Annotated in this window: 18 protein-coding genes and 1 pseudogene; 9 read left to right on the forward strand and 10 right to left on the reverse strand. The window is 66.4% G+C overall.

What is annotated here, in order from left to right; all coding sequences use genetic code 11:
- Positions 1 to 13: 13 nt before the first annotated feature.
- The gene (locus ACIBG0_RS12120) at positions 14 to 493 is read right to left on the reverse strand and encodes a gamma-glutamylcyclotransferase (RefSeq protein ID WP_397031784.1); all 480 of its coding nucleotides are present in this window, start codon (positions 491 to 493) and stop codon (positions 14 to 16) included.
- Positions 494 to 618: 125 nt separating this feature from the next.
- Here ACIBG0_RS12120 and ACIBG0_RS12125 point away from each other — a divergent pair, with 125 nt between their 5' ends.
- From ACIBG0_RS12125 to ACIBG0_RS12140, 4 genes are all read left to right on the forward strand, one after another.
- Positions 619 to 2,022 carry an NAD(P)H-quinone dehydrogenase gene (locus ACIBG0_RS12125; RefSeq protein WP_397031785.1) on the forward strand — a complete coding sequence of 468 codons (1,404 nt, stop codon included), beginning with the start codon at positions 619 to 621 and terminating at the stop codon, positions 2,020 to 2,022.
- A 266-nt stretch (positions 2,023 to 2,288) separates the two neighbouring features.
- Positions 2,289 to 3,314: a hypothetical protein gene (locus ACIBG0_RS12130; protein WP_397031787.1), complete on the forward strand. Its 1,026-nt coding sequence runs from the start codon at positions 2,289 to 2,291 to the stop codon at positions 3,312 to 3,314.
- A gap of 73 nt (positions 3,315 to 3,387) precedes the next feature.
- Complete coding sequence (locus ACIBG0_RS12135; RefSeq protein ID WP_397031788.1) at positions 3,388 to 4,455, forward strand: hypothetical protein; 1,068 nt, start codon at positions 3,388 to 3,390, stop codon at positions 4,453 to 4,455.
- Positions 4,456 to 4,524: 69 nt separating this feature from the next.
- Positions 4,525 to 5,742, forward strand: coding sequence for a PLP-dependent aminotransferase family protein (locus ACIBG0_RS12140; RefSeq protein WP_397031789.1), 1,218 nt, complete (start codon positions 4,525 to 4,527; stop codon positions 5,740 to 5,742).
- Here the strand turns inward: ACIBG0_RS12140 and glpK are convergent.
- On the reverse strand, positions 5,739 to 7,247 hold the full coding sequence (gene glpK, locus ACIBG0_RS12145) for a glycerol kinase GlpK (RefSeq protein ID WP_397031791.1): 1,509 nt from the start codon (positions 7,245 to 7,247) through the stop codon (positions 5,739 to 5,741). The two genes, ACIBG0_RS12140 and glpK, sit on opposite strands and share 4 nt — an antisense overlap.
- Before the next feature lie 289 nt (positions 7,248 to 7,536).
- Between glpK and ACIBG0_RS12150 the strand changes: the two genes are divergently transcribed.
- Positions 7,537 to 9,270 (forward strand): glycerol-3-phosphate dehydrogenase/oxidase, encoded by a 1,734-nt coding sequence (locus ACIBG0_RS12150; protein WP_397031793.1) that lies wholly within the window; start codon positions 7,537 to 7,539, stop codon positions 9,268 to 9,270.
- 26 nt (positions 9,271 to 9,296) lie between these two features.
- On the opposite strand, the gene ACIBG0_RS12155 is transcribed toward ACIBG0_RS12150, so the two are convergent.
- The 5 genes from ACIBG0_RS12155 to ACIBG0_RS12175 form a co-directional block, all read right to left on the reverse strand.
- Entirely contained in the window at positions 9,297 to 9,878 is a 582-nt protein-coding gene (locus tag ACIBG0_RS12155) for a TetR/AcrR family transcriptional regulator (protein WP_397032001.1), read from the reverse strand.
- Between the two features lie 62 nt (positions 9,879 to 9,940).
- Positions 9,941 to 11,305, reverse strand: a complete 1,365-nt coding sequence (locus ACIBG0_RS12160) for an FAD-dependent oxidoreductase (protein WP_397032003.1) — start codon at positions 11,303 to 11,305, stop codon at positions 9,941 to 9,943.
- A 66-nt stretch (positions 11,306 to 11,371) separates the two neighbouring features.
- Positions 11,372 to 12,205: an MBL fold metallo-hydrolase gene (locus tag ACIBG0_RS12165; RefSeq protein WP_397031795.1), complete on the reverse strand. Its 834-nt coding sequence runs from the start codon at positions 12,203 to 12,205 to the stop codon at positions 11,372 to 11,374.
- Positions 12,205 to 12,771 (reverse strand): TetR/AcrR family transcriptional regulator, encoded by a 567-nt coding sequence (locus ACIBG0_RS12170; RefSeq protein ID WP_397031797.1) that lies wholly within the window; start codon positions 12,769 to 12,771, stop codon positions 12,205 to 12,207. The genes ACIBG0_RS12165 and ACIBG0_RS12170 overlap by 1 nt, the downstream gene beginning before the upstream one ends.
- Positions 12,772 to 12,862: 91 nt before the next feature.
- Positions 12,863 to 13,669: a DNA-formamidopyrimidine glycosylase family protein gene (locus ACIBG0_RS12175; protein ID WP_397031799.1), complete on the reverse strand. Its 807-nt coding sequence runs from the start codon at positions 13,667 to 13,669 to the stop codon at positions 12,863 to 12,865.
- Positions 13,670 to 14,746: 1,077 nt separating this feature from the next.
- Between ACIBG0_RS12175 and ACIBG0_RS12180 the strand changes: the two genes are divergently transcribed.
- On the forward strand, positions 14,747 to 14,830 hold the full coding sequence (locus tag ACIBG0_RS12180; RefSeq protein WP_397032005.1) for a hypothetical protein: 84 nt from the start codon (positions 14,747 to 14,749) through the stop codon (positions 14,828 to 14,830).
- A gap of 84 nt (positions 14,831 to 14,914) precedes the next feature.
- Here ACIBG0_RS12180 and ACIBG0_RS12185 read toward each other — a convergent pair.
- Positions 14,915 to 18,514 (reverse strand): annotated as a pseudogene (locus ACIBG0_RS12185) (ATP-dependent helicase); the annotation flags it as partial.
- 137 nt (positions 18,515 to 18,651) lie between these two features.
- Here ACIBG0_RS12185 and ACIBG0_RS12190 point away from each other — a divergent pair.
- On the forward strand, positions 18,652 to 19,197 hold the full coding sequence (locus tag ACIBG0_RS12190; protein ID WP_397031801.1) for a histidine phosphatase family protein: 546 nt from the start codon (positions 18,652 to 18,654) through the stop codon (positions 19,195 to 19,197).
- Here the strand turns inward: ACIBG0_RS12190 and ACIBG0_RS12195 are convergent.
- Entirely contained in the window at positions 19,187 to 19,816 is a 630-nt protein-coding gene (locus ACIBG0_RS12195) for a TetR/AcrR family transcriptional regulator (protein ID WP_397031803.1), read from the reverse strand. The genes ACIBG0_RS12190 and ACIBG0_RS12195 overlap by 11 nt on opposite strands.
- Before the next feature lie 69 nt (positions 19,817 to 19,885).
- Here ACIBG0_RS12195 and ACIBG0_RS12200 point away from each other — a divergent pair, with 69 nt between their 5' ends.
- Entirely contained in the window at positions 19,886 to 20,824 is a 939-nt protein-coding gene (locus tag ACIBG0_RS12200; protein ID WP_397031804.1) for a patatin-like phospholipase family protein, read from the forward strand.
- The gene (locus ACIBG0_RS12205; protein WP_397031806.1) at positions 20,821 to 21,660 is read left to right on the forward strand and encodes an SDR family oxidoreductase; all 840 of its coding nucleotides are present in this window, start codon (positions 20,821 to 20,823) and stop codon (positions 21,658 to 21,660) included. Before ACIBG0_RS12200 ends, ACIBG0_RS12205 begins: the two co-directional genes overlap by 4 nt.
- 298 nt (positions 21,661 to 21,958) lie before the next feature.
- Here ACIBG0_RS12205 and ACIBG0_RS12210 read toward each other — a convergent pair whose 3' ends face one another.
- Positions 21,959 to 25,426, reverse strand: a complete 3,468-nt coding sequence (locus ACIBG0_RS12210; RefSeq protein WP_397031808.1) for an indolepyruvate ferredoxin oxidoreductase family protein — start codon at positions 25,424 to 25,426, stop codon at positions 21,959 to 21,961.
- Positions 25,427 to 25,786: the final 360 nt, after the last annotated feature.

Below are 25,786 nucleotides of genomic sequence, written 5' to 3' on the forward strand. Positions count from 1 at the left end.
CTTCCGCGTCTGCTCAGCTACCGAAGAATCCGGGTCCGACGTTCTTGCTGTTGCGGGTGCGCAGCGCATGGACATATTCCGGTGGCGCGCCTGCCTTTTCGGCCGCATCCGCCATTACGCCGATATAGCGCGCCGAGGGTAGGCCGCCCTCGTAGGCATCCAAGACATACAGCCAGGCCAGGATGGGTTCGGAACCGCTGCCCGCGGTCGGGGTCACGCGCAGCCGGATCTTGCGGTGGATGCCGAAGTCGGAACCCTCCCAGCGGTCCAGGCGCTCCTCGTCCTCCGGGGATACGTCGTAGAGCACGACGAACACCCGCGAGTCCGGGTCCTCGACGACGGTGGCCAGCGGGCCCTCCCAGCCGATGTCGTCGCCGCTGAAGGTGAGGCGCCAGCCCTCCAACCAGCCTGTCCCGTACATGGGGGAGTGCGGACAGCGCTCGAGCATCTGGGACGAGTCCATGTTGGACCCGTAAGCGGCGTAGATCGGCACGACGCAAGGGTATCCAATAACCTGCGCACATCGTCTCTATCCCGGCGAGATGACCGTGTGTTCGCCAGCTAACGTTGTTTACCGGCACCGGAGATCCCGGTCGAACAGCTCGAGCGGAGGTATCCATGACCCGCATAGCGATCATCGGTGGCGGACCGGCCGGTTACGAAGCGGCATTGGTTGCGGCCCAACACGGGGCCACGGTCACCCTGATCGATAGCGACGGCATCGGCGGGGCGTGCGTCCTGTGGGACTGCGTGCCGTCGAAGACCTTCATCGCCTCGACCGGCGTGCGCACCGATCTGCGTCGCGCCCGTGACCTGGGGATTACCCTCGATCCCAGCCAGGCCCAGATCGAACTGGGCGAGGTGAACGCGCGCGTCAAGGCGCTGGCGCTGGCTCAGTCCTCCGATATCCGCTCCAAGGTGCAGGCCGCGGGTGTGACGGTGTTGACCGGACACGGACAGCTCAGCGATCCGGCTGCCGGTCTGGCCGCGCACCGCGTCCGCGCGCTGCTGGCCGATGGCACCGAGGAAGCCATCGAAGCCGAAGTAGTGTTGATCGCCACTGGTGCGAGCCCGCGCGTGTTGCCCGGCGCCGAGCCCGACGGCGAGCGCATCCTGAACTGGCGTCAGCTCTACGACTTGGAGGAACTTCCGGAGACCCTGGTCGTGGTCGGCTCCGGTGTGACCGGTGCCGAATTCGTCTCCGCATATACCGAAATGGGTGTGCGGGTGAAGTTGGTCTCCAGCCGTGACCGGGTGCTGCCGGGCGAGGACGCCGATGCCGCGCTCGTACTCGAGGACGCACTCGCCGAACGCGGTGTCGAACTGGTCAAGCACGCCCGCGCCGATGCGGTGGAGCGCACCGCCGATGGCATCGTGGTCAAGCTGTCCGACGGCCGCACCGTCACGGGTACGCATGCGCTGATGACGGTCGGCTCGATCCCTAATACCAACGAACTCGGTCTGGAGCGGGTTGGGATCGAACTCGACCGCGGCGGCTATCTGCGGGTGGACCGGGTGTCGCGCACCTCGGTACCCGGTATTTACGCCGCGGGCGACTGCACCGGCCTGCTGCCGCTGGCCTCGGTGGCCGCCATGCAGGGCCGCATCGCCATGTATCACGCGCTGGGTGAGGGCGTCAGCCCGATCCGGCTCAAGACGGTCGCCTCGGCCGTATTCACCCGTCCGGAGATCGCGACCGTCGGTGTGAGTCAGACCGCCATCGATAACGGCGAGGTGCCCGCGCGCACGGTGATGCTGCCGTTGAACACCAATCCGCGCGCCAAGATGTCGGGTCTGCGCAGGGGTTTCGTCAAAATCTTCTGTCGGCCCGCGACCGGTGTGGTCATCGGTGGTGTGGTCGTCGCCCCGATCGCCTCGGAGCTCATCTTGCCGATCGCGCTCGCGGTTCAGAACAATCTGACCGTCAACGATCTCGCCCAGACTTTCTCGGTGTACCCCTCGCTCACCGGCTCGGTCACCGAGGCGGCTCGCCTGCTGATGCGTCACGACGACCTGGATTAATCGCCGCCGAATCCCACCGCCCCGAGACTTACTGTCTTGTGGGGATTTTCATCGCGTTGCCAGGCAGCCGCGCATGTGGTTCACTTCCCGCAGAGATGCGATCGGCGGGCGATCGCGAGGGTTCTGTGTGGGGGGATCGATCCTTTCCAGCGGGAACGGCGAACGGCCGCTTGGTCGTTCGCCGGTCCTCGTTCGTGGACCAAGCGTCTCACCAGGGATAACTGCGTGCGACCCACCCGGTCGCACACGGGAAGGGATTGCGAAAAGTGAAACATCGTAAGCCGAGTCGGGCGCAGCGGGCGATGGCGAGCACATCGCTGCCACTCGCCACCGCGGCGGCCGTGGCCACGCTCTTCGCGGCGCCGGCGGGGGCAGTTCCGGATCAGCCGAGTACACCGACCACCCCGGCGCCCGCCGCGCCCGCCGATCCGGGCAGCACCACGCCCACGGATCAGGGCCAGCCGGAGACCACCAAGCCGGATCCGGGTAAGCCGGAGGCCAAGCCGTCGCCGACGCCGAGCCAGCCAGGGGTCACCACTCCGGATCCGAACCAGGTCATGCCGAATCAGCCGAGGGATCCGAAGCTTTCCACGCCGACCCAGCCGGGTGTCACCACTCCGCGCGTCGCGCCGCTGCCGGTTCCGGGTCAGGCCGGACCCGACATCCCCGCCGTGGTGCCGGAGACCGCGCCCGGCGCGGAGGCTCCGAAGCCCGCGCAGCCCGGAACCACCGCGCCGGGTGCGAACACCCCGAGCGGTCCGAACGCCCGGACCCCGCAGCAGCCACAGTCCGACACACTGGTGCAGCAGCCGCGCTGGGAGGCTCCGCGCTTCCAGCAGGCGCCGGCCGCGCCGGTCGTCGAGATGGATGGTCCGCACCAGGAGATCGGTGCCAATATCGACGGTGGTTCGCTGGCGCCCGGCTACGTGGCCAATACCCACCACTTCAACAATGCCTCGGGCTACGTCGGCACCATCGGTTACCGCACGCCGACCGGTCAGGGCGAGGCCGGTGTGTCGGTCGAATACATCACCGCCAACAGCGTCAAGGTCACCTCCTACACCGGTGGTGAGGGTCTGGCTGACAACAAGACCGAGGTCGTCATCGACACCACCCAGGCCAACCTGGCCAAGGCGGCTGTCGAGCACTGGATTCGGGAACAGCCGGGCGGCGCGGCTGCCCTCGAGGCCGCCGCACAAGTTAAACTTCCGGTGCCGCCAGGCGAACTGGCTCCGCAAACGGTCAACGTCGCCGGGGTCACCACCCAGTGGGGTGGGTCACTCCAGTACTGACACGAGCTGATTCGACGGGTGGGGCGGTCGTTCTCGACCGCCCCACACGTGTGTCCTGGGGAAAGGATTTGGTGTGGGCTCCGAGGGTGATGGCAGGGACAACGAATCCGACCGCTCCGAGTCGGAATTCGGACCCCCGTTGGATGATTTCGGCCCGCCGGTGTCCGAATTCGGCCCGCCCGTCTCCGAATTCGGCCCGCCGGTAGGCGAATTCGGTCCGCCGACGGGTGGGCAGGCTCGACCGCAATGGTCGGTGCCCGAGCCTGCCACCGATCATCCCGAGCTGATCTGGCGGCCGGCCGACGAACCGCCGACGGTGCCGCCGCCGCCCCCGCAGTACCGCGCGCCGGATACGACGGTGTTCGGCGATGCGCCGCCGCCTCCGCCGCCCCGGCGACCGGAACCACCGGTCGAACCGGATCCCAACGAGGCCACCGTCCGGCATACGGCGCCTGCCGCGGGCCAGCACGACACCTGGTGGAACAGCCCCACCGAATCCGGCGGGGTGCCGAAGCCGCCGTCCGAGCCGCCCGGCCTGTCCTGGTCCGACGATCCGATCGCCAAGCGTCTCGCGCCGAAGCTGATCTCCGACACCATCACCGCGACCCCGACTCGGCACAGTTCGCGCGGCCGGTGGATCGCGCTCGGTGTGCTGGCCGCGATCGTGGTGGTGCTCGCGCTGGTGGTAACTTTCGTGGCGGTCAAGCGCGACGATAACGGCAGTCCGAAGGCGGCGCCGCCGGCACCGCCGAGCACCTCCGCCGCGCTGAGTTGCCCCGCCAGTAAAGACGGCAAGGTGACCCGCGGCAACGGGCAGGGCGACACCTCGAGCGGCCCGGGGGCGATCCTCGGCTTCCAGTACGAGTTCTACGTCGACCGCAATGGTGAGCGGGCGCGCAGATTCGTCGCGCCGGATGCCGAGAATGTGTCGACGGCCGAGGTCATCCAGCAGGCCATCAATGAACAGATCCCGGTCGGCACCACGCATTGCCTGCGGATTGCCGAGTCGGCCGCGGACACCTTCGAGGTGGATCTGACCGAACATCGCCCCGACGGCACGACAAATGTCTACCGGCAGACCATTATCACGGTGGTCCGGGACGGTAAGACCCTGATCTTCGCCATCCGGGAGCGCATCTGAGCTCTCTACCCAGAGCTGGAATTCATCCCATGATAGGGTAAGTGGGCTGCTGATTTTCGGAGGGTTTCCATGTCGCCGACCAATCCACCGCTCGCTGCCAAACTGGGCGGATTGAAGAGTTCGGCGATTCGTGACCTGCTGAAACTGACGGCGCGTGACGAGGTGATCAGCCTCGCTGGTGGTTTGCCGGATGCGGAGTTGATGCCGAGGGAACGGCTCGCGGCAGCGGCCGATGCGGCGCTGCGTGGTTCGGCGGTGTTGCAGTACACCGAGTCGGCCGGGTGGGTTCCGCTGCGCGATGTGCTGCGGCAGCGGGAATCGGCGAAGCTGGGCCGTGCGGTCGGGCTCGACGAGATCTTCGTGACTCATGGTTCGCAGCAGGCACTTTCGCTGCTCGCCGAGGTGCTGCTGGATCCGGGCGCGCTGGTTGTCGTCGAGGATCCGGCGTATGTCGGTGCGCTGCAAGTGTTCCGGGCAGTTGGGGCGCGAATTGTGGCGGTGCCTCTGGATTCCGAGGGCATGCGGCTGGATGTGTTGAAGGAACTGCTCGGCCGCGGTGAACGTCCCGCGATCGTGCACACGGTGAGCAATTTCCACAATCCGGGTGGCGTCACCATGAGTCCGCCGCGTCGTCGTGAGCTGGCCGAACTCGCCGATGCCCATGGTTTCTGGGTGATCGAGGACGATCCGTACGGTGAACTCTGGTTCGACCGGCCCTCGCCCGATCCCGTGGCGACTTACTCCCGCAACGTGATTCGGCTTTCCAGTGCCTCGAAGATCCTCGCGCCCGCGCTGCGGGTCGGCTGGATGGTCGCGCAGGAGCGGATCTGTCGCGCGGTCGAATTGCTGAAACAGGGCGCTGATCTGTGCGGTTCGGCGCTGACCCACCAGATCGCCGCCGACCTGCTCACCGATGAAAGCTGGCTGACCGGCCACGTCGACACCGTCCGCACCGCCTACGGTGATCGGGCCAAGGCACTCGTGCACGCCGTGCGCACCCGCTTCGGTGACCGCGTCACCTGCACCGATGCCGCCGGCGGCATGTTCGTATGGGCCGATTTCACCGACCGCACCGATACCGATGAACTGCTGCCCCTTGCCCTGGCGCACGGCGTGGCATTCGTCCCCGGCTCGGCCTTCGCCGTCGATACCGACTACAGCCACTCGATGCGCATGTGCTTCACCACGTTCGACCCGCCGACACTGGAAGCTGCGGTCGACCGGATGGCAAGAGCTGCCGAGCAGTTGAAAGCCACTCCACAACAACTGATTCGGTCAGCCGGCTAGGCGGGGGAGTCGACCCAGTTGTAGGTGCGCTCCACGGCCTTGTTCCAGGCGGCGAGGTGGGTTTCGCGGTCCGTCGCCGACATCGCGGGCTGCCAGGTCTTATCCGCGGCCCAATTGGCGCGGATGTCATCGGTGCTCTCCCACAGTCCGACGGCGAGTCCGGCCGCATAAGCCGCACCCAGTGCGGTGGTTTCGTTGACGACCGGGCGGACCACCGGCACATCGAGAATGTCGGACTGGAACTGCATGAGCAGATCGTTGCCGACCATGCCGCCGTCGACCTTGAGCGTGGTCAGCTCCAGCCGTAGCTGCTGGGATTCGGCGTCGGCGCGCATCGCATCCATGACCTCACGCGTCTGGAATGCGGTGGACTCCAATACCGCTCGCGCCAGATGCGCCTTGTTGACGAAGCGGGTGAGGCCCGCGATGACGCCGCGGGCATCAGGTCGCCAGCGCGGTGCGAAGAGGCCGGAAAACGCGGGAACGATATAGGCGCCGCCATTGTCCTCGACACTGCGTGCCAGCGGCTCGATCTCATCGGCGGCGGAAATGATGCCGAGATTGTCCCGGAACCATTGCACCAGTGAGCCGGTCACCGCGATGGAGCCCTCCAGGGCGTAGACCGCCGCCTCGCCGCCGAGTCGGTAGCAGACGGTGGTGAGCAGTCCATGCTTGCTGAATACCGGTGTGGTTCCGGTGTTGAGCAGCATGAAATTGCCGGTGCCGTAGGTGTTCTTGGCCTCGCCGGGAGACAGGCAGGCCTGGCCGAAGGTGGCCGCCTGCTGGTCGCCGAGAATGCCCGCGACGGGTATGCCCGCCAATGGACCGGAGCCGATCTCCGCATAGATCTCCGATGAGCTGCGGATCTCGGGCAGCATCGATTGCGGTACCCCGAATTCCGCGCAGATTCGTGGATCCCATTGCAGCGTACGCAGATCCATCAGCATGGTGCGCGACGCATTGGTCACGTCGGTGATGTGCTGACCGGTCAGCTTCCACAGCACCCAGCTGTCGATGGTGCCGAAGCACAGCTCGCCGGACTCGGCCCTGGCTCGCGCGCCCTCGACATTGTCCAGGATCCAGCGCAGTTTCGGACCGGCGAAGTAGGTGGACAGCGGGAGGCCGGTGCGGTCCTGGTAGCGCGTCGCGCCGAATTCGCCGCCCAGTTCGGTGACCAGGCGGTCGGTGCGGGTGTCCTGCCAGACGATCGCGTTATGAATCGGCTTGCCGCTGGCCCGATCCCACACCACCGTCGTCTCGCGCTGATTGGTGACACCGACCGCGTTGATCTGCTCGGCGGAGATCCCCGTACTCCGCAGCGCCTCGGCGAGCACGAATTCGATATCGCGCCAAATGGTTTCCGGATCGTGCTCGACCCAGCCCGGCCGCGGGAAGATCTGCTCGTGCTCGCGTTGTGCGACACCGACGACGCGGCCCCGCCGGTCGAAGATGATGCACCGACTCGAGGTCGTGCCCTGATCAATGGCGGCCACATAGCGACGCATTCGTGCAGGCTACTAAAACCGGCGTGGCCCGCGGGGAAAACAGCGGAGTGCGCGGCACTTCACCTCGCGACCAGCACGGTGCCGGACTAGTGTTGGGGTCGGTTACCGGCGAGTAGCGCGGATTATCGGCCGTGGGCGACACGGCTACGGTCCCGATACGGGATCGTCGCCGATTCCTTTAGCCTGTACAACAGAACATCGCCCCCCGACTGAGCAGCTCGATCGTGTGCCCGAAGGACCACAAACGTCGTCTGAACCCCGACGCCGGGGTCGGCTGGAGGAGTCGAGCATGATCAAGAAACCGGAATCGCAGTTCCTCGGCCCCGAGCAGCGCGCGACGGCGTGGGAGCGCTTCGGTAAGGATCATTTCGACGTGGTCGTCGTGGGTGGCGGCGTGGTCGGCTCCGGTATCGCGCTCGACGCGGCCACGCGCGGTCTGAAGGTCGCGCTGGTCGAGGCGCGCGATCTCGCCTCAGGCACGTCCAGCCGCTCCTCGAAGATGTTCCACGGCGGGCTGCGCTATCTGGAACAACTGGAATTCGGGCTGGTGCGCGAGGCGCTGCGGGAACGCGAACTCGCACTCGCTCGGCTCGCACCGCATCTGGTGAAGCCGCTGCGCTTCCTCTACCCGCTTACCCGCCGCGGCTGGGAACGTCCGTACGTGGCCGCCGGACTGATGCTCTACGACACTATGGGCGGCGCGAAATCCGTTCCCGGCCAACATCATCTAACCCGGCACGGCGCACTTCGGCTCGCGCCGGGTTTGCGCCCCGACTCGCTGATCGGCGGCGTCAGCTACTACGACACGGTCGTCGACGATGCCCGCCACACCATGACCGTCGCCCGTACCGCCGCGCACTATGGCGCGGTTATCCGCACCTCCACCCAGGTGGTCGGCTTTCTGCGCGAGGCGGATCGGGTCGTCGGGGTGAAGGTGCGCGACAGCGAGGACGGCCGCACCGGGGAGATCCGCGGGCATGTGGTGATCAATGCGACCGGCGTGTGGACCGATGAGATCCAAGCACTCTCACACAACCGCGGCCGCTTCCATGTGCGTGCGTCCAAGGGAGTGCACATCGTGGTGCCGCGCGACCGCATTGTCAGCGATGCCGCGATCATCCTGCGTACCGCGACCTCGGTGTTATTCGTCATCCCGTGGGGCGCGCACTGGATCATCGGCACCACCGATACCGAGTGGAATCTGGATCTCGCCCATCCGGCGGCGACCAAGGCCGATATCGAATATCTGTTGGACCGGGTCAACCAAGTGCTGGTCACCCCGCTCACCCCTGCGGATATCGACGGTGTCTATGCCGGTCTGCGGCCGTTGCTTGCGGGAGAAAGCGATTCGACGTCCAAACTGTCGCGCGAACACGCCGTCGCCCGGGTCGCGCCGGGGCTTGTCGGCATCGCGGGCGGCAAGTACACCACCTACCGGGTGATGGCCTATGACGCGGTCGACGAAGCGGCACAGGACATTCCGGCGCGTGTTTCGCCGTCCATCACCGAGAAGGTTCCGCTGCTCGGAGCCGACGGCTACTTCGCGCTGATCAATCAGACGGTGCACCTCGCCGAGGCCTACGGCGTGCATCCGTACCGGGTCAAGCATCTGCTCGATCGCTATGGTTCGCTCATCGACGAGGTCGTGGCCATGGCCGACGGTAAACCCGAACTGCTGCAACCCATTATGGATGCGCCGTCCTATCTGCAAGTGGAGGCGGTCTATGCGGCCGCAGCGGAGGGCGCGCTGCATCTGGACGATATTCTGGCGCGCCGGACCAGGATTTCCATCGAATACTCGCACCGCGGCGCGAATTGCGCCGAGCAGGTCGCCCGTCTGGTCGCACCGATACTCGGCTGGGACGACGAGGAAATCGACCGGGAGGTGAGCACTTACCAGGCCCGCGTCGATGCGGAGATTCGCTCGCAGACCCAGCCCGACGACCCATCCGCCGATGCCCTTCGTATCGCGGCCCCCGAACCGCGCCCGCAGATCCTGGAACCTGTCCCGTTGGACAGCTGAGGCTGTGATGAGACCGAAACGGCTGTTCAGTGCTCCTTTTTCGGGGTTTCGACATGGGTGGCCCATGCCATGAGCGACCGAATGTAACGCAGTACCAATTCATCCGGATACCGCTGCGGATCGGCCAGATGCAGCCGGGCCAGTTCCTCCAACGCCGCGAGCATGATTCGCTCGGTCGCGCCATCCGGATCGACGGTGACTCCGGCATGGCGCGACAGATGCCGCGCGCCGATCGCCCGCGCATAGGCCCGGCCGAGTTCGAGCCGGTCGCGCAGATCCGGCGGTCCACCGTCCGGTGGGCTGAGGATGATCCGCCAACTGGTCGGGGCTGCATGCAGATAGGCGAGAATCCCGCGGCCGATCCGATCCGCGTCATCATCGGTGTCGGACCAGTCGAGAGTGCCGATACCGGCCAGTGCGGTGGCCGATTCGCGATCCACCAGTGCGGTCATCAGCCCGGACAGATCGGTGAACTGCTGATACACCAATGCGCGTGCGACCTCGCCCTCGCGTGCTACCCGGTCGATACTCACCGCGCCGAAGCCGTCGACGGCGACGATGTCGCGCGCCACATCGAGTAGCTGTTCGCGCCGGTCGGCCGCGGACATGCGGCGCTTGGGTGTGGGACAGGGCTTGGCAGTGGGCTGCTCAGACGTCGAGCGCTCCGTGGTCACGGCAATGACGGTAGCGCAAGTAGCAGTTCCACCGCCTTGGCAGCGCTCTGCACCGCGCTCTCCATGGTGGCCGACCAGTCCGTCGCGGTCCAATCGCCGGCCAGTACCAGCGTCGGCACCGAGGTGCGCTGCTCCGGGCGCAGCCCGTGCGTGCCGACCACCTGTGAGAAGGTCGCTCTCGGCATTCGAACCACGTGTCCTTGAACGACTTTCGCGTACTCGGCGGCCGGGTAGTAGCGACGCAGCAGCCGCATTTGCTCGTCGATGATCTGCTCGTTGGTCTTGTGAATCTGCTCGTACGCGCCGCTGGTGGTCAGGCAGTACAGCCAGGCCTGGTCGGTGCTGCGTCCGGTCATCCGCTGCCGGTCGAAGACCTCATCGATAACGCCTGCACCGCCGATCAGCGCCTCGAATTCGGCCTCGGTGCCGAGCGGGCGGTCCAGGTACAGGTTGGTGCTGACGATCGGTGTAGCACCCAATTTGTCTGCGGCGGAGTAGATTTCGGCGTGTTCGGGCAAATCGTCGAGCAGTCCGCCGATATTCGAATTCGGTACCGCGCAGACGACGGCATCGGCTGCAACGACCGAGCCGTCCGCGAGAGTCACCCCGGTCACCGCGCCGTTGTCGATATTGATGCGGCGGGCTACCGCGCGATGGCGGACCTCGACACCGTATTTCTCGAAAACCCTGTGGGCTCCGGTGATATAGAGCGTATCGAGGTCGGTGGTCGGGTAGCCGATGGTGACCGCTCGGCGGTGTTTGATCCCGAGCCGGATGCCGGTGGCCAACAAATCGGCGAGAATCTTGGCCGATTCCTGCTGCACGGGTTCGGCCGCGAGGCCCAGAGCGAGCCAGTCCCACAACGCTTCTCGCGCGGGAGCGGGCATACCGACCCGGTTGAACCACTGTTCGGTGCTGAGGTCAGCGAGATCGGCGGGCTGGCGCAGGCTCTGCCAGCCCACGCGCACCGTGGCACGGGCGGCGCGCAGCCGATCGAGCAGGCTCGCGTCGGGATGTGCGCCGAACAGGGTGCGCCAAGCGCCCCAGCCCTTGGTCACTATGGAGGTGCTGCGTCCGCCCGGCCAGCGCAGCGTGCCGCCCTGCGGAAAGGCGATGTGGTCACGGGTGCCGACGCTGGTCAGATAACGGAACAGGTGGTCGTAACCGCTGGCGATCACATGCTGGCCGTTATCGGGAAGATCGTGGGCCGCGTCGACTTTCATCGCATGGGTCCGGCCGCCGAGTCGGCCGCGGCGTTCGAGTAGCGTGACCTGCTTACCCGCCTCGGCCAACCAGACCGCGGACGCGAGCCCGGCCAGTCCGCCCCCGATGACCACGTACCGCCGCGGATCGTTCACGATGCACTCCCTATATTAACTTACATTTCGCAAGTTAACTGTGAGTGCTTGGGGTGTCAAGGGTTTGGGTTAAACGCCGACCTGCTCCATGGCATGGAATTCGATCGAGCTGTGCGCGGAGAACACGGTGACCTCGTCGCCGTGGTCGCGCACCAGCTCGCGCAGCCGTCGCTGATTCTCGATGCGGGCGGCCGGAAATGTCTGCACATTCTTCTCGAATATGGCCGTTCCCAGCGGTTGTCGCGGACGAACCGGGTCGAGGACGCCGGGGTGGAAGTAGGAGTCGCCCGCGGACAGCAGCCAGCCGTTTCCGGTATCGACGGCCACGCCCGCATGACCGCGGGTATGTCCGGCGAGCGGAATGATCAGGATTTCCGGTGGCAGGCCGGTCAATTCGCGCACCGCGTCGAAGCCGAACCAGCTGTCACCGGTATCCGCGTACGACTCCCACTGGGCACCGTGTCGGAACTGGGGGTCCTTGTAGCGCAAGCGCTCTTCACGCGTATGCCCGCCCTGGAGAGCGCGCAGTTCCTCGGCGTACACGTGCACGCGCGCGTGCGGGAAGTCGGCGAGTCCGCCCGCATGGTCGAGATCTAGATGGGTCAGCACGATGTCGCGCACGTCCTCGCGTCGGTAGCCCAGTGCCTCGATCTGGCGGACCGCGGTCTGTGCGAGATCGAGCACCGGATTGGTGAGGCGGAGGAAGCGGCGGCCGAGCCATTCCTCGGGCCGATGCACCGCCTGCTCGCCGACGCCGGTCTCCACCAGGACGAGTCCGGAGTCGAGTTCGAGAAGCAGGCAGTGGCAGACCATTTCGGCGCGGCGGAAGATGCTGCCGGTGCCGTCGATGAGTCGGCCGCCGAATGGGCGCATGGTGCCGCAATTGAGGTGGTGCACGCGCATCAGGAAAGCTCCCGTTCGAAGGTGGTACGCAGATGGGCGGCGACCGCGCGCAGCGGCGCGACATCGCGTGTGGTCTTGGCGAGCATGAGGGCGCCCTCGATCGTGGCGAGGGCGACGGTAGACAGCTCGGTGGCGCGCTCTTGGTCGATTCCCTTGTCTCGCAGGTACGTTTCGATCGACTCGCGCCAGGATTCGAAACCGGTGACGCAGGCCTGCCTGATCGTTTCGCTCTCGCGGCCCGCGTCGAGTGCGATGGTCGCGATCGGACAGCCGCGTTCGAAATCGGACTCGACGAGCAGCGCGGTGAGGACGTCGAAGACGGTGGCGATATCGCCACCATCGGCAAGGATCGCGTCGAGTTGGTCGCGCAGTTGTCTGCTCGATTGGGCAAGAGCTTCGGCGGCGAGTTGTTCCTTGCCGCCTGGGAAGTGGAAGTAGAGCGAGCCCTTGGGTGCGCCGCCCGCGCTGACGAGTTGGTTCAGGCCGGTGGCGTGGTAGCCCTGGGTGTGGAAGAGGTCGGCCGCGGCGTCGATGAAGCGTTGGCGGGAGTCGGTGCGAGGTGCCACGTCTTCACGGTACGCGAACTATGACGACCGGTCTAGTTAGATGACGGATATCGAGATGGCTGGTGGATTCGGTAGTTGCCTTCGGTCTTGATCAGGCGGGTTCGGGTTGGCAGCGCGGGCAGAAGTAGATGCCGCGCTCGCGCTGGGTTATGCGGTCGGACTGCGGGTTTCGGGCCGCTCGGCCGGGTGCGGGTTCGGACTCGCCGAGTAGATGGACGACCATGCGGGTGCCGCAGCGCTGGCAGGGGCGGCGGGCGCGGCCATAGGCCAGTGGCCGCCACGGTGGTTCGGTGGCGGCCTTGGTGAGGACGCGATGGGCCTCGTGCACGAGGGCGAGCAGGTCGGGGACATCGCCGACCGGTGTGGCCGGATGGACGCGGCGCAGAAAGCAGATTTCGCTGCGGAAGATATTGCCGATACCGGCCAGATTGCGCTGGTCGAGTAGGGCGAGTCCGATCGGTTGGGCCGGATGCCGTGCCAGCCGTCGCACCGCCTCGGTCACATCCCAGTTCGCGCCGAGCAGGTCCGGTCCGAGATGGTCGGTGGCGGTGTGCTCGTCCGCACGTCGCAGCACCTCGACGGTGCCGAGCGAAAAGCCCACCGCCTCGGTGTCATCGGTGCCGAGCACCAGCCGGGCGGTCACCGGCGGTCGCGTCCATCGTTCACCGGCGCAGTAGGTCCGCCATTCGCCCTCCATTTTCAAATGCGTGTGGACACTGACCTCGTCGGTGCGGACGAACAGATGCTTGCCATAGCTGGCGACCCCCTCGACCCGCTGCCCGACCAAATCGACCGTCGCATAGCGCGGCACCCGGAAATCGCTGCGGATCAGCGTCTTTCCCTCCAGCGCGAGCCGCAGCCTGGCCGCGGTGAGGAATACGGTGTCGCCTTCAGGCATGGCGCGAGTATGGACCGAGTCGATGGTTCACGGCTTGCTCCGGAGTCGGAGACCGCGTGGAGTCGCGGAGAATCCGGCCTCGGTGAGGAAACCGGCGAAGGTATTGCCGTGCACGGTTTCTCCGTCGACTCGATCGATGACCAGTGAGTCGACGCGGCGGTCGCGCACCACATCGGCCAGGGCGGTGGCCGCGGCTTGGCGGACGTTCGGATCCTCGGTGAAGGTGAGCAGGGTTTTGCCGCCGCGCTCCAGATAGAGTGCGAGTTCGCCGTCGATGAGCACGACGATCGCACCCGCCTTGCGTCCGGGACGGTGGCCTGCGCCCTCGGACGGTCCTTTCGGCCAAGGCAGTGCCGCGCCATAGGGGTTTGCGGGATCGCTTGCCGCCAAGGCGAATGCGGTGCTCCGGCGTTGTCCGCCGGTGCCGGGGCGGGCGCGTTCGGTGTCGAAGGAGCGCAGTCGGTCCACCACATCGGTGGTGGAGAACTGTGCGCCGCCCAGCGAGTCGATGAAATAGCCGCGGCGGCAACGGCCGCGATCCTCGAATTCGGTGAGCACGCGGTACATGAGTGCGAATCCGCCGGGCACGCCCTCGTTCTGCACTGAGCCGCGGGTCAGCACGCCATACCGCTCCAACAGGGTGTCCGCCGTTGCGTGGGCGCGCAAGGTGTTGTCGGCTACTCGCTCCGGCAGCAGGGACCAGCGGCCCGCGACGGCGGGCGGTCCGGATCTGGTTGGCATACTCGGTCGTGGGAGGTAGGCCCGTCCGCGTGGCGCGCGCCGGGGTGTGCGATGGGCGGTTGTGGTCCGTGCCGTGCCCGAGAGCAGGGCGCGGACCGGGGCGAAGGTGTCACCGGAGACCACGCCTGCCCACACGAGCTCCCACAGGGCGCTCGCGACGCGAGTGTCGTCGAGGAGTCCGGTGGCATCGGAAAGCTGACGGAAGAAGTACGCGCCGCCACCGTGCAAGACCGGGGGGAGTCGCATCGGCGAACCGTCGCGGTGCGCTGAGCGGCTGGCCGAGACACCTCGGGTCGCCGAAGCATCCTGCCCGGCATCATCATCCAGCGAGACGACCTGGTCGGTTCCTGCGGGGGGTTCCTCCGTATCGGCATCGATGGGAGTCCACGGTGCGATCGATGCGCCCAACGCATCGAGTAGGCGCAGATGAACCTCGGATAGCTCGATCTCGTCGGCGGGCGTCAGCGTGAACGGCGCCTGATCGGCCAGGTGCAGCGCTATCCAGCCGTCCTTGGCGGTGATGGCGCCGTGCCCGGACCAGATGACCTCACCGGTGGCCATCAACTCGTCCAACATCGCCGGGGAGTAATCGCGCACCCGCGCGGGCAATACCAGCGATTCCCATGCGGAAGCGGGAATCGGCACTCCAGCAAGCTGTTCCACCACCGCCGCGACACCGTCGACTCCGCGCAGCTCACCGGTGCCGATGTGTTGCCAGGACGGCAGGAATCGGCCGAAGGCGGCGGTCGCGACCGGTTCGACCTCGTGCCGGGCGGCCGCGAGCGATCGGCGGCGCAATCGGCGCAACACCTGGCTGTCACACCATTCCGAGCCGCTGGCCGCCGGCGTGAATTCGCCCTCTACCACACGCTTTTCCGCGACCAGCCGATGCAGTGCCGTCGCGGCGACCGCGGTGCCGAGTCCGAAGCGGGCGGCCACGGCCTCGGTGGTGAACGGTCCGTGCGTGCGGGCATAGCGCCCGACCAGGTCTCCGAGCGGATCGGCGACCGGTTCGATGAATGCGGCCGGGGTGCCGATGGGCAGCGGTACGCCTAGCGCGTCGCGCAGGCGCGCGGCATCCTCCACCGCGACCCACCAGGTCCGTCCGGCAAAGGTGACCTCTAGTGCGCGCTTCGATTTCACCAAGGCGGCGAACCATTCCGCCGGACTGCCGGTTGGCGCTGCATCGTCGAGTTGAACGCCGACGCACCGCTGCTCGGCTTCCTCGGCGGTAAGCGGTCCGAGCAGCCGCAATAGATCGGCCAGCCCCTCCGCATCCCGCGCCAACCGTTCGGGTGTGAGCCGTTGCAATTCCCGCTCGGTCTGCTCGATGACGGTGGCGTCCAACAGCTCCCGCAGTTCCACTCGCCCGAGCAGTTCGGCGAGCAGACCCGAATCGAGCGACAGCGCGGCGGCCCGACGTTCGGCCAGCGGACTGTCCCCGTCGTACATGAACTGCCCGATGTAATCGAACAGCAGCGAATTGGCGAACGGCGACGGCGTCGCGGTCTCCACCTCGACCAACCGCACTTGGCGCCGCGCCACACGTCCTAGTAGATCCCGCAGCGACGGCAGATCGTAAACGTCGCGCAGACATTCGCGCACCGTCTCCAACAGGATCGGAAACTCCGGAAACTTCCGCGCCACATCGAGTAATTGCGCCGACCGCTGCCGCTGCTGCCACAGCGGCGCACGCTTACCCGGATCGCGTCGGGGCAGCAGCAGCGCCCGCGCCGCGCACTCCCGGAATCGCGATGCGAAAAGCGCCGATCCGCCGACCTGCTCGGTGACGATATCGTCGATCTCATCGGGCTCGAATACGAACAGTTCGGCCCCGGGCGGATCGTCGGTGGTATCGGGCAGTCGCACCACAATTCCGTCGTCGGAGGCATTCGGCGCGACGTCCACGCCGAACCGCTCCCGCAGCCGCGCACCAATTGCCAATGCCCACGGCGCATGCACCGGCAGGCCGTACGGCGAATGCAGGACCAGTCGCCAATCGCCGAGTTCGTCGCGGAAGCGTTCGACGATCATGGTCTTGTCGGTGGGCAATTGCCCGGTGGCAGTGCGTTGTTCATCGAGCAGGGTGACCAGATTCGCGGTGGCATTCTCGTCGAGGCCCGCACCATGTAGAAGTGCCGCGACTGCCGGATCCGCCGGTGAGTTCTTCTTGGGGTCGTCCGAATCCTTCGACGAGTGCGCACCGGCCTTGCGAATGAATTCGCCGAGTGCGGCACCGAGTTCGGCCGGCCGGCCGAGTCCGTCACCATGCCAGAACGGCAACCGCCCCGGCTGCCCGAACGCGGGCGTGACCAGCACCCGGTCGAACGTGATCTCCTCGATGCGCCAACTGGTCGCGCCGAGGGCGAATACATCGCCGACCCGCGACTCGTAGACCATTTCCTCATCGAGTTCGCCCACCCGAGAGGCCTTTTCCCCGACCATGTACACCGCGAACAGGCCTCGGTCCGGGATCGCGCCACCCGAGGTTACGGCCAGTCGCTGTGCGCCGGGCCGACCGCTGAGGGTGCCCGCGTCGCGGTCCCATACGAGCCTGGGCCGCAATTCGGCGAACTCGTCCGACGGATATCGACCGGCGAGCAGATCGAGTACCGATTCGTACGCCGACCTGGGCAGCGAGGCGTAATTACCGGTGCCGCGCACGGTTTCGAACCAGGCGTCGACATCGATGGGTTCGAGTGCGCAGGCCGCGACGGTCTGCTGGGCCAGGATGTCCAAGGGGTGCGCGGGAACTTGCAGTGCCTCGATCTGTCCAGCCGTCATCCGTTGTGCGGCGACGGCGCAGTGGATGACATCGGTGCGATGCTTGGGGAAAAGCACTCCGCGGGAAATCTCACCGACCTGGTGCCCGGCCCGCCCGACCCGCTGCAGCCCACTGGCCACCGAAGGTGGTGCCTCCACCTGCACCACCAAATCGACCGCGCCCATATCGATTCCCAGTTCAAGACTGCTGGTAGCCACCACGCAGCGCAGCCGTCCGCTCTTGAGATCGTCCTCGATCAGCGCCCGCTGTTCTTTACTCACCGACCCGTGGTGCGCCCGGGCCAGCAGCGGATCGGCGCCGTGGCTCACTTGGGTGGGTGCGCCGAGTTGCGCGGGCGGCTTGTGCCCGCCGCGCGCGTCAGGCCCGGAGGAGCCAGCTCGCGTACCCACGGAGCGCCCAGCGTCGGGCATATCAGGCGCGTTCTCGACGGACTCGCCCAGCCGCGCCGCATAGGCCTCATTGAGCCGCGCGGTCAGTCGCTCGGCCAACCTGCGCGAATTCGCGAAGACGATCGAAGACCGGTGGTCCAGTACCAGATCCACGATCGCCTCGTCCACATGCGGCCAGATCGATCCGGGCTGATCGGAATCGCCCGGTTCGGTCATATCCGCGATCGGTACGCGCACGGACAGATCGAAGGTCTTGGGGGCGGGCGGCGAAACGATGGTGATCGCAGCATTGCCAACCAGGAACCGCCCGACCTCCTCGGGCGGCCGTACCGTCGCCGAGAGGCCGATCCGCTGCGCGGGCCGCTCGGTGAGCAGATCCAATCGGGCCAGCGACAGCGCCAGATGCGCACCGCGTTTACCGCCCGCGATGGCGTGCACCTCGTCCACGATCACTGTGCCGACATTGCTCAGCGTCTCCCTGGCCGCCGAGGTAAGCATCAGGAACAGCGATTCGGGCGTGGTGATCAGAATGTCGGGTGGCGTGCGCTGCATCGATCGCCGGTCCGCTGGACTGGTATCGCCGGAACGAACACCGACAGTGATCGTCGGCGGGTCCAGGCCGAGCCGCTTGGCGGTCTGGGTGACTCCGACAAGCGGGGCGCGCAAATTCCGTTCGACGTCCACCGCCAATGCCTTGAGCGGTGACACATACAGCACCGAGGTGCCCGCCTTGCCCGCGGGCTCAGGCCGAGTCGCGAGTTGATCAATGGCCCACAGAAAGGCCGACAGCGTCTTACCCGAACCGGTCGGCGCGACGACCAACGTGTGCTCACCTGCGGCAATGGCCTTCCATGCACCCAGCTGAGCGGATGTCGGCGCGGGAAAAGCGCCGTCGAACCACTCTTGGGTCGCGGTGGAGAACTGGGCCATGGCATCAGTGTGCACCCGGGCACCGACAATCAGCAGCGTCACCCGGATTACCTCGAGTCCGGCAAATGATTCCAGGGCCGAGCGAAGGGGTGGCAATCGAAGTACGGCCGCCAGCGTCGCCCCGTACGCTTCCAACCGTGCAAAAGGTGCTCAGACTCGACCTGGTCAGCCATGGCATGACCGAGGCGATGCGAAAGGCACGTTTTCCAGTAGACGAATCGCTGACGGAGGCGGGGCGCCGAGCAATCGCGGCGTGTGGCCGCCTGACCGCGGCGCGGGTACTCACCGGACCCGAACGCCGGACCGTGGAAACCGCTGCGCTGATGGGGCTTCCAGGTGAGGAAGACACCAGGCTGCGCGATCTCGACGCTGGCGCCTGGCGCGGCGGCGAACTGATGTCGGTGCCGCAGGATGAGCTATATGCCTGGCTGACCGACCCGCAGTTTCGTGGTCACGGTGGCGAATCGGTCACCGATGTGGTCGAGCGGACCAGGTACTGGATGGCCGAAATCGCTTCCGAGGGCAAATCCACCATCGCGGTCACCCATCCGGCCGTGATCCGCGCGGCGCTGCTGGTGACCCTGGACGCGCCGCCGAAATCGTTCTGGCGGATCGACATTCCGCCGGGCAGCGTCACCCGGCTGCACTACCGCGGCGAATGGACATTGCACTTCATGGCGTGAGATCCGGGCTCATCGCGCGCAGCGGCCCCTCGCCCATAGTCACGAGCAGCCGCACCGCATCGGTGATCAGCCGGACCGGAATCGACGGATCGACGGCTCGCTGCATGCCGAGCCCGATACCCATGCTCAGGATCGCGGTCGCGGCATCCTCCGCGGGCATCGGCAGTGGGATTCCGATGGTGTCCGAAAGCGTCTGCACCTGCGCCGCGACGGCGCCGCGCATCATGGCGAGGCTCGAGACCAGCGCCGCCTGCAGTTCCGGATCGTCGCGGGCGACCGTGGCGAATTCGAATTCGAGCATGGTCCAGCCGACATCGCCGATGGTGTGTTCGGCCCATTCGTGGAATCGCGCCAGCTGATCGTCGAGCGTCTCGCCCGCCGCGATCAGATCGGCGACCTCGCCGAACTTCGTCGAGTGGATCAGGCCGAGCACCTCGAGACACAGCTCCTTCTTGGTCCGGAAGTTCGAGTAGACCGCGCCCTTCGAGTAGCCCGCCTCCTCGGCCACCCGTTCCAGGCTGGTTTTCGCATAGCCCTCGGCCAGGAAGAGATCGCGGGCGGTCGCGATCAGATCGGCCCTGGTGCGGGCCTGGCTTTCGGACCGGGTCAGACGTGCCATGCCGCCGATTCTACGTACCGATGGATTTCAGATACCGTAGGTATTTGAATCCTGCTAGTGTTTGAAACCATGGGTAACAAAAAACGGCGCGCCCTGGCCGTGGGCTGCGGCGGCACGCTCGGGTTCGCCTGGATCGTCGCCGCGCTGGCCGCCATCCGCGAGGTGCTGGATTGGGATCCGCGCGAGGCCGATGTGCTGCTCGGTACGTCGGCGGGTGCCGAGACGGTAACCCTGCTCGGCAGCGGTATCGGCGTGGACGAACTCGTCGCGATGCAGCGCGGTACCTCGACGAATCCGATTCTGTCTGCGCATATGCGAGCCGAGCCCGGACGGTTCCCGCCGCTGCCCCGGCCGCGGCTGGGTGAGTTGGCATTGAGCCTGCGTGCGCCCGCGACCGGACAGCGGTTGCTCACCGCGGGCAGCGGTCTGCTGCCGATCGGCGGTGGGGATGCGAGTTGGCTGCAGCATCTGGCCGATCGCCTGAATCCCGGCAGATCCTGGGTACCTCATCCCGCGACCTGGCTGGTCGGCATGGATTACGCGACGGGAGAGCGGGTTCCGTTCGGCTCGCCCGATGCGCCAGCGGCGCACCTGGGTGCGGCGCTGCGCGCGTCGTGGGCAGTCCCGGGCTGGTTCCCGCCCGTTTCTATTGCCGGACGCCGCTTCATCGATGGTGGTGCCGGATCGACCGCATCGGTGGATCTCCTTGCCGCACAACAACTCGACGAGGTACTGGTGCTCGCGCCCATGGCCTCCGTCGAAGACGTCCCGGCGTCCGGTCCCGGTCATTTTCTGGAGCGGCAGCTGCGCAATCGCATGAGTACTCAGCTAGCGGCCGAGGTCGCCGTGTTGCGTTCGGCAGGTACGCGCGTCCTCGTGATCGGCGCCACCGCGGCCGATCTCGCGGTAATGGGCCCGAATTTCATGGACGGCCGTCGCCGGCTCGACACCTTCGAACACAGTCTGCGCAGCACTCGGCGAGCGCTGGAACAAGGAGCTTTCGCATGAATATTCTCGGTCACGGTTATCCGGGTATCGACCTGAAGGGCGCGCGGGTACTGATCACCGGTGCGGGCCGTGGCATCGGACGGTCGACCGCGCAACTGTTCGCGGCGAAGGGCGCTGAAATCGCCATCGCCGATGTCGACACTGTCGCAGCCGAATTCGCCGCTGCCGCGATCGGCGCGCGCGCCTATCAGCTCGACGTTCGTATCCGCGACCAGTGGGACACGCTCGTCGCGGACTTCGGTGCGGTGGATGTACTGGTCAACAATGCGGGTGTCATGCCAGCGGGGGCGTTCCTCGACGAGCCCGACGCGGTCGGTCGCACCACCATCGATATCAACCTCTGGGGTCTTATCCACGGCATGCGCGCCGTGGTGCCCGGCATGATCGAGCGCCGCCGCGGCCACGTCGTCAATGTCGCCTCGCTCGCGGGCAAGATACCGGTCGCGGGTCTGGCCGTCTACAACGCCAGCAAATTCGCCGCCGTAGGGCTGTCCGCCGCAACGCGTTTGGAGTTCGCACCGCACGGCGTCAGCGTCAGCTGCGTGCTGCCGTCGGCGGTTCGCACCCGTCTCTCCTCCGGCCTCGCCCTCGGCAAGGGCATGCCCACCGTGGACCCCGAAGACGTGGCCGCCGCCATCCTGCAAACCTGCGAAACCCGTAAGGCCGAAGTAGCCGTCCCGAACTACCTGGGCCCTGTCGACATAGCCCTTGCCGCCGCTCCCGAACGCGCGGTCCGCCTTGTTCGCCGACTACTCGACGGCAACCGCGCCCTCCACCCCGCCGACACCGCAACCCGCGCGAAGTACGAACAACAGGTCCGTTCGATCACCGGATAGCCGAAGTTATCCACAGCCTGGCAGTTATCCCCAATTCGGTAATCGGGGATGGTCGAACTCCGGATCAGTGGCGAGTATCGAGGGTGTGGGGATTCCTGAACCGATTTCTCGTCGCGCAGCGCTGGCTGCTGAGTACACCGACTACGAGCTCAGCGGGCGTGCATGGTGCCGCGTGCGTCGGGGCCACTACCTGGACGTCGCGAGTGCCTTCGATTCGAACCGGGCACCCCGTCTCGCGACCAGGCACCCCGTCTGCGGGGCGCCGGGCGCGGAGACGGGGCGTCCCGATCCGCGGCTGCTAGAGGTGCGGGGGCTCGATGCCGAGGTCGTGCAGGCTGTTTCGGTAGAGCTCGACGTTGGCGAGTTTGACGTCCTCGTATCCGCGGACCATGTCTGGAAGTGCTGCGGCTCGGGCTGCGCGGTCATAGTCTGCTGGGTCGAGGTCAGCGGCCAGGGTGGTCACCATTTCGGTGTAGTGGGCGAGCAGGGTGCGTTCGACGCGGCGGACATGGGCGTAGCCGAAGGGGTCGAATTTGGTGCCGCGCAGCCGCTTTCCCTTGGCGAGGACACGCAGGGCGAAGTGACTGCTGGGGCCGAGGCCGATCTTCTTCTTGCGTCCCATGGCGCGCAGGATCGGCGGGTGCAGGCGATAGGTCAGGTTGGCGCCGTCGGGGAGTTGCTCGCTGACCTGGTCGAGGAAGGCCGGGTCGGTCAGGCGGCGGGCGACCTCGTATTCGTCCTTGTACGCGGTGAACTTGTAGAGGCCACGGGCCACCTGCTCGCTGAACTCGGTGCGGTCGGTGACGTTTCGCTCGGCATCCCAAATGCGTTGCACGGTATGGACATAGTCGCGGGCCGCCCGCACGCCCTGGAAGCCGATCAGCTCGACGGCACGCAGTTCGAGCAGTCGCCTCGTCTCACCCGTCGCGGTCACACCGTCGAAAAGATCTGCCGGAATGGCGATCTCGGCGCGCTTGTGCGTCTTGCGTGTGGTGACGGCGGCGAATTCATCCGGCCGCGCTATCGCCACCCGACCCCAACGGAAGGCAGCGATATTGGCCTGCACCGCGACACCGTTGATCTCGATCGCCTCTTCGATCGCCGACGCTGGTATGCGCAGTCCACCGATCTGGTAGGCGGCGCCGACCAGCAGGAAGTTGGCGGCCGCGGTATTGCCGAACAGCACCTCGGCCGCGGCCAGTGCGTCGAACGATCGCACCGATCGCGACACCTGCTCGAGCCGGGAAAGCAGTTCGCGCTCTGCGGGATACGCGACGGACTTGTCGTAGACCATTTCGCCGGTCGGGGTCTTGCTGGTCGAGGCGACGGACAAGGTGGACTGCTTCGACCCGTAGACCAGATTCTTGTTATCGGTAGCGGCGAGCAGGTCGAACGCGACGATGCAGTCGGCCGAACACGGGGTCAGGCGGTTCGCCGGTTCCAATTCGCCACTCACGAAGCGCAGGTGCGATACGACCGGTCCGGCCTTCTGACTCAGGCCGATCTGGTCCAGACTCGCCACCTCGTACCCGGCGCGCAACGCCGCGGTCGCAAGCACCTGGTTGACCGTCACGATTCCCGTCCCGCCGATACCGGCGAGGAACACATTCTGGGTCGTCGCCGGTGCGTCGTTCGGCAGATCGGCCAATACCGGTGGCTCGGGGCGTCGAGTTGCCTTGCGCTTCTCGGCTTTCGCGGGAAGCTCGACCGTTACGAACGAGGGGCAATCGCCGTCCATGCAGCTGTAGTCGGTATTGCAGGAGGTCTGATCGATACGGGTCTTGCGGCCGAATTCGGTATCGACCGGCTGCACCGAAAGACAGTTGCTCTTGACGCCGCAGTCGCCGCACCCCTCGCAGACCGCCTCGTTGATGACTACCCGGGTCTGCCGAACCGCCAGCGTGCCGCGCTTGCGCTGGCGGCGTGCGTCGGCGGCGCAGTGCTGGTCGTAGATGAGCACGGTCACGCCGGGAATTTCGCGCAGAGTGCGCTGGGCTTCGTCGAGCCGATCCCGGTGCCAGAGCAGGGTTCCGGCGGCGAGGTCGCGCTTGCGGTACTTCTTGGGTTCATCTGCGCAGATGATGATCTGGCGCACGCCCTCGGTGGTGAGTTTGTGGGTCAGCATGGGCACCGCGAGTGCGCCCTCGGCGTCCTGCGCGCCGGTCATCGCCACGACGTCGTTGTAGAGCAGCTTGTAGGTGATGTTCACGCCCGCGGCGATACATGCCTGCACCGCGAGTTGTCCGGAGTGGAAATACGTTCCATCACCGATGTTCTGGAACAGATGCGGCACCGAGGTGAACGGGGCCTGTCCGATCCACTGCGCTCCCTCACCGCCCATCTGGGTCAGCCCGGTCACCTTGCTGTCGTCGCGACCGGACATTGTCACCATGGTGTGGCAGCCGATGCCGCCACCGGCGATCGACCCTTCCGGCACGGCGGTGGACCGGTTGTGCGGGCAGCCGCTGCAGAAGTACGCGGCCCGCTTCGCAGGCAGAACCGAGAGCGACAGTGGTTGCGGCAAGGGACGTTTCATCTCCAGCCGTCCCTGCAGCGCACGACGCAGTGGTGCCACGATCCGACCCGAGGTGAGTTCGCCGTCCTGAGCGAACAGCGGCCGGTTCCCGGTATCGCGCTTGCCGATGATCTCCGGCGCATCGGCGGTGCCGTAGAGGATTTCGCGGATCTGCGTTTCGATGAACGCGGTCTTGTCCTCGACGACCACAATCCGCTGCAACCCGTCGGCGAACTGCCGGACCCGCTCGGGTGCAATGGGATACGGCATGCCGATGCGCAGCAGTCGGACTCCGGCGCGATGCAGTGTGTCATCGTCGACGCCGAGATCGATCAGTGCCTGGCGCACCGCGTCGAATGTGGTTCCGGTGGCGGCGATTCCGACGCTGGCGCGCGCCGGATTCACCTCGATGACATCGAGTTCATTGAGTGTGCTGTAGGCCTGCACCATCTTCCAGCGCGGCCCGTACAGGTCGGCCTCGGCGAGCACACTGTCCGTCGGCGCGGCCATGGGTCGTTGCAGATAGGTGAAGGGCGTTCCCTCCCAGTGGATCTCGGGGATCGTGATATCGATATCGCCGACCGTGCCGTCGACTGTCCATGCGCCATCAGCCACATCGGCGACGATTTTCAGAGCGACCAGACATCCCGATGCGCGCGAGAGTGCGACACCATGCAGACCCATGGTGATGATCTCGCGGGAGTTGCGCGGAAACAGCACCGGAATACCCATCGCGGCCAACGACCGCTCGCTCACCGCTGGCACGGTCGAAGACTTGGCGGCCGGATCGTCGCCGACCAGCAACAGCACGCCGCCACGGGCATTCGCGCCGTACATATTGGCGTGCCGCAGTGCATCAGTCGCGCGGTCGAGACCTGGGCCCTTGCCGTACCAGACTCCGACAACGCCGTCATGGGTCGCGGCGCCGGCGGGCAGATCCGTCTGGCTGCCCCATACCGAAGTCGCCGCAAGTTCTTCGTTCAAACCGGGGACAAACGAAATATCGTGCTCGGCCAGAACATTCGGCATCCCGCTGAGCATCTTGTCGACGCCGCCGAGTGGGCTGCCCTGATACCCGGAGACGAAGGTGCCGACCCGGCGTCCGGCGCGCAGATCACGAACATGCTGCTCGACCAACTGTCGAGCGATCGCCTGGACGCCGGTGAGAACAACGGTGCCGGCGCCGACGCGGTAGCGGTCGGCGAGGTCATAGGGGGCTGGGATCAGTTCGCGGTCCGCGAGCTCGGTCATGTAGTCCACCCGTCCGCGACGCGCCGATCGGGCGCTTCGCTTCGTTGAGCATTTCTTGTCGCCATCCTCTACTTGAAGGGCTGAACGCACAACCGATGCGCGATACGTTGAGCAGACTGCTCAATGTGCGCCTCTCTCGCTGGGCATGAACTATGCAGTGTGCGAGGCGAACTGTGACCCCGCCCACGCTCGCCGAAGGAGCGGTGGCGCGTCATCGGCGGGTTACCGACTGCTGGCACGCCTTGTATGGCAGACGAAGGAGTCGTGGCGCGTCATCGGCGGGTTACCGACTGCTGGCACGCCTTGTATGGCAGACGAAGGAGTCGTGGCGCGTCATCGGCGGGTTACCGACTGCTGGCA

It is taken from the genome of Nocardia sp. NPDC050630 (assembly GCF_044457245.1).
GTDB lineage: Bacteria > Actinomycetota > Actinomycetes > Mycobacteriales > Mycobacteriaceae > Nocardia.

Bases quoted from the DNA above. Each gene is read 5' to 3' on its own strand.
- ACIBG0_RS12125 (WP_397031785.1), top strand. From the start codon at position 619: ATGACCCGCATAGCGATCATCGGTGGCGGACCGGCCGGTTACGAAGCG.
- ACIBG0_RS12140 (WP_397031789.1), top strand. From the start codon at position 4,525: ATGTCGCCGACCAATCCACCGCTCGCTGCCAAACTGGGCGGATTGAAG.
- glpK (WP_397031791.1), bottom strand. From the start codon at position 7,247: ATGCGTCGCTATGTGGCCGCCATTGATCAGGGCACGACCTCGAGTCGG.
- ACIBG0_RS12150 (WP_397031793.1), top strand. From the start codon at position 7,537: ATGATCAAGAAACCGGAATCGCAGTTCCTCGGCCCCGAGCAGCGCGCG.
- ACIBG0_RS12155 (WP_397032001.1), bottom strand. From the start codon at position 9,878: ATGTCCGCGGCCGACCGGCGCGAACAGCTACTCGATGTGGCGCGCGAC.
- ACIBG0_RS12165 (WP_397031795.1), bottom strand. From the start codon at position 12,205: ATGCGCGTGCACCACCTCAATTGCGGCACCATGCGCCCATTCGGCGGC.
- ACIBG0_RS12175 (WP_397031799.1), bottom strand. From the start codon at position 13,669: ATGCCTGAAGGCGACACCGTATTCCTCACCGCGGCCAGGCTGCGGCTC.
- ACIBG0_RS12195 (WP_397031803.1), bottom strand. From the start codon at position 19,816: ATGGCACGTCTGACCCGGTCCGAAAGCCAGGCCCGCACCAGGGCCGAT.
- ACIBG0_RS12200 (WP_397031804.1), top strand. From the start codon at position 19,886: ATGGGTAACAAAAAACGGCGCGCCCTGGCCGTGGGCTGCGGCGGCACG.
- ACIBG0_RS12205 (WP_397031806.1), top strand. From the start codon at position 20,821: ATGAATATTCTCGGTCACGGTTATCCGGGTATCGACCTGAAGGGCGCG.
- ACIBG0_RS12210 (WP_397031808.1), bottom strand. From the start codon at position 25,426: ATGACCGAGCTCGCGGACCGCGAACTGATCCCAGCCCCCTATGACCTC.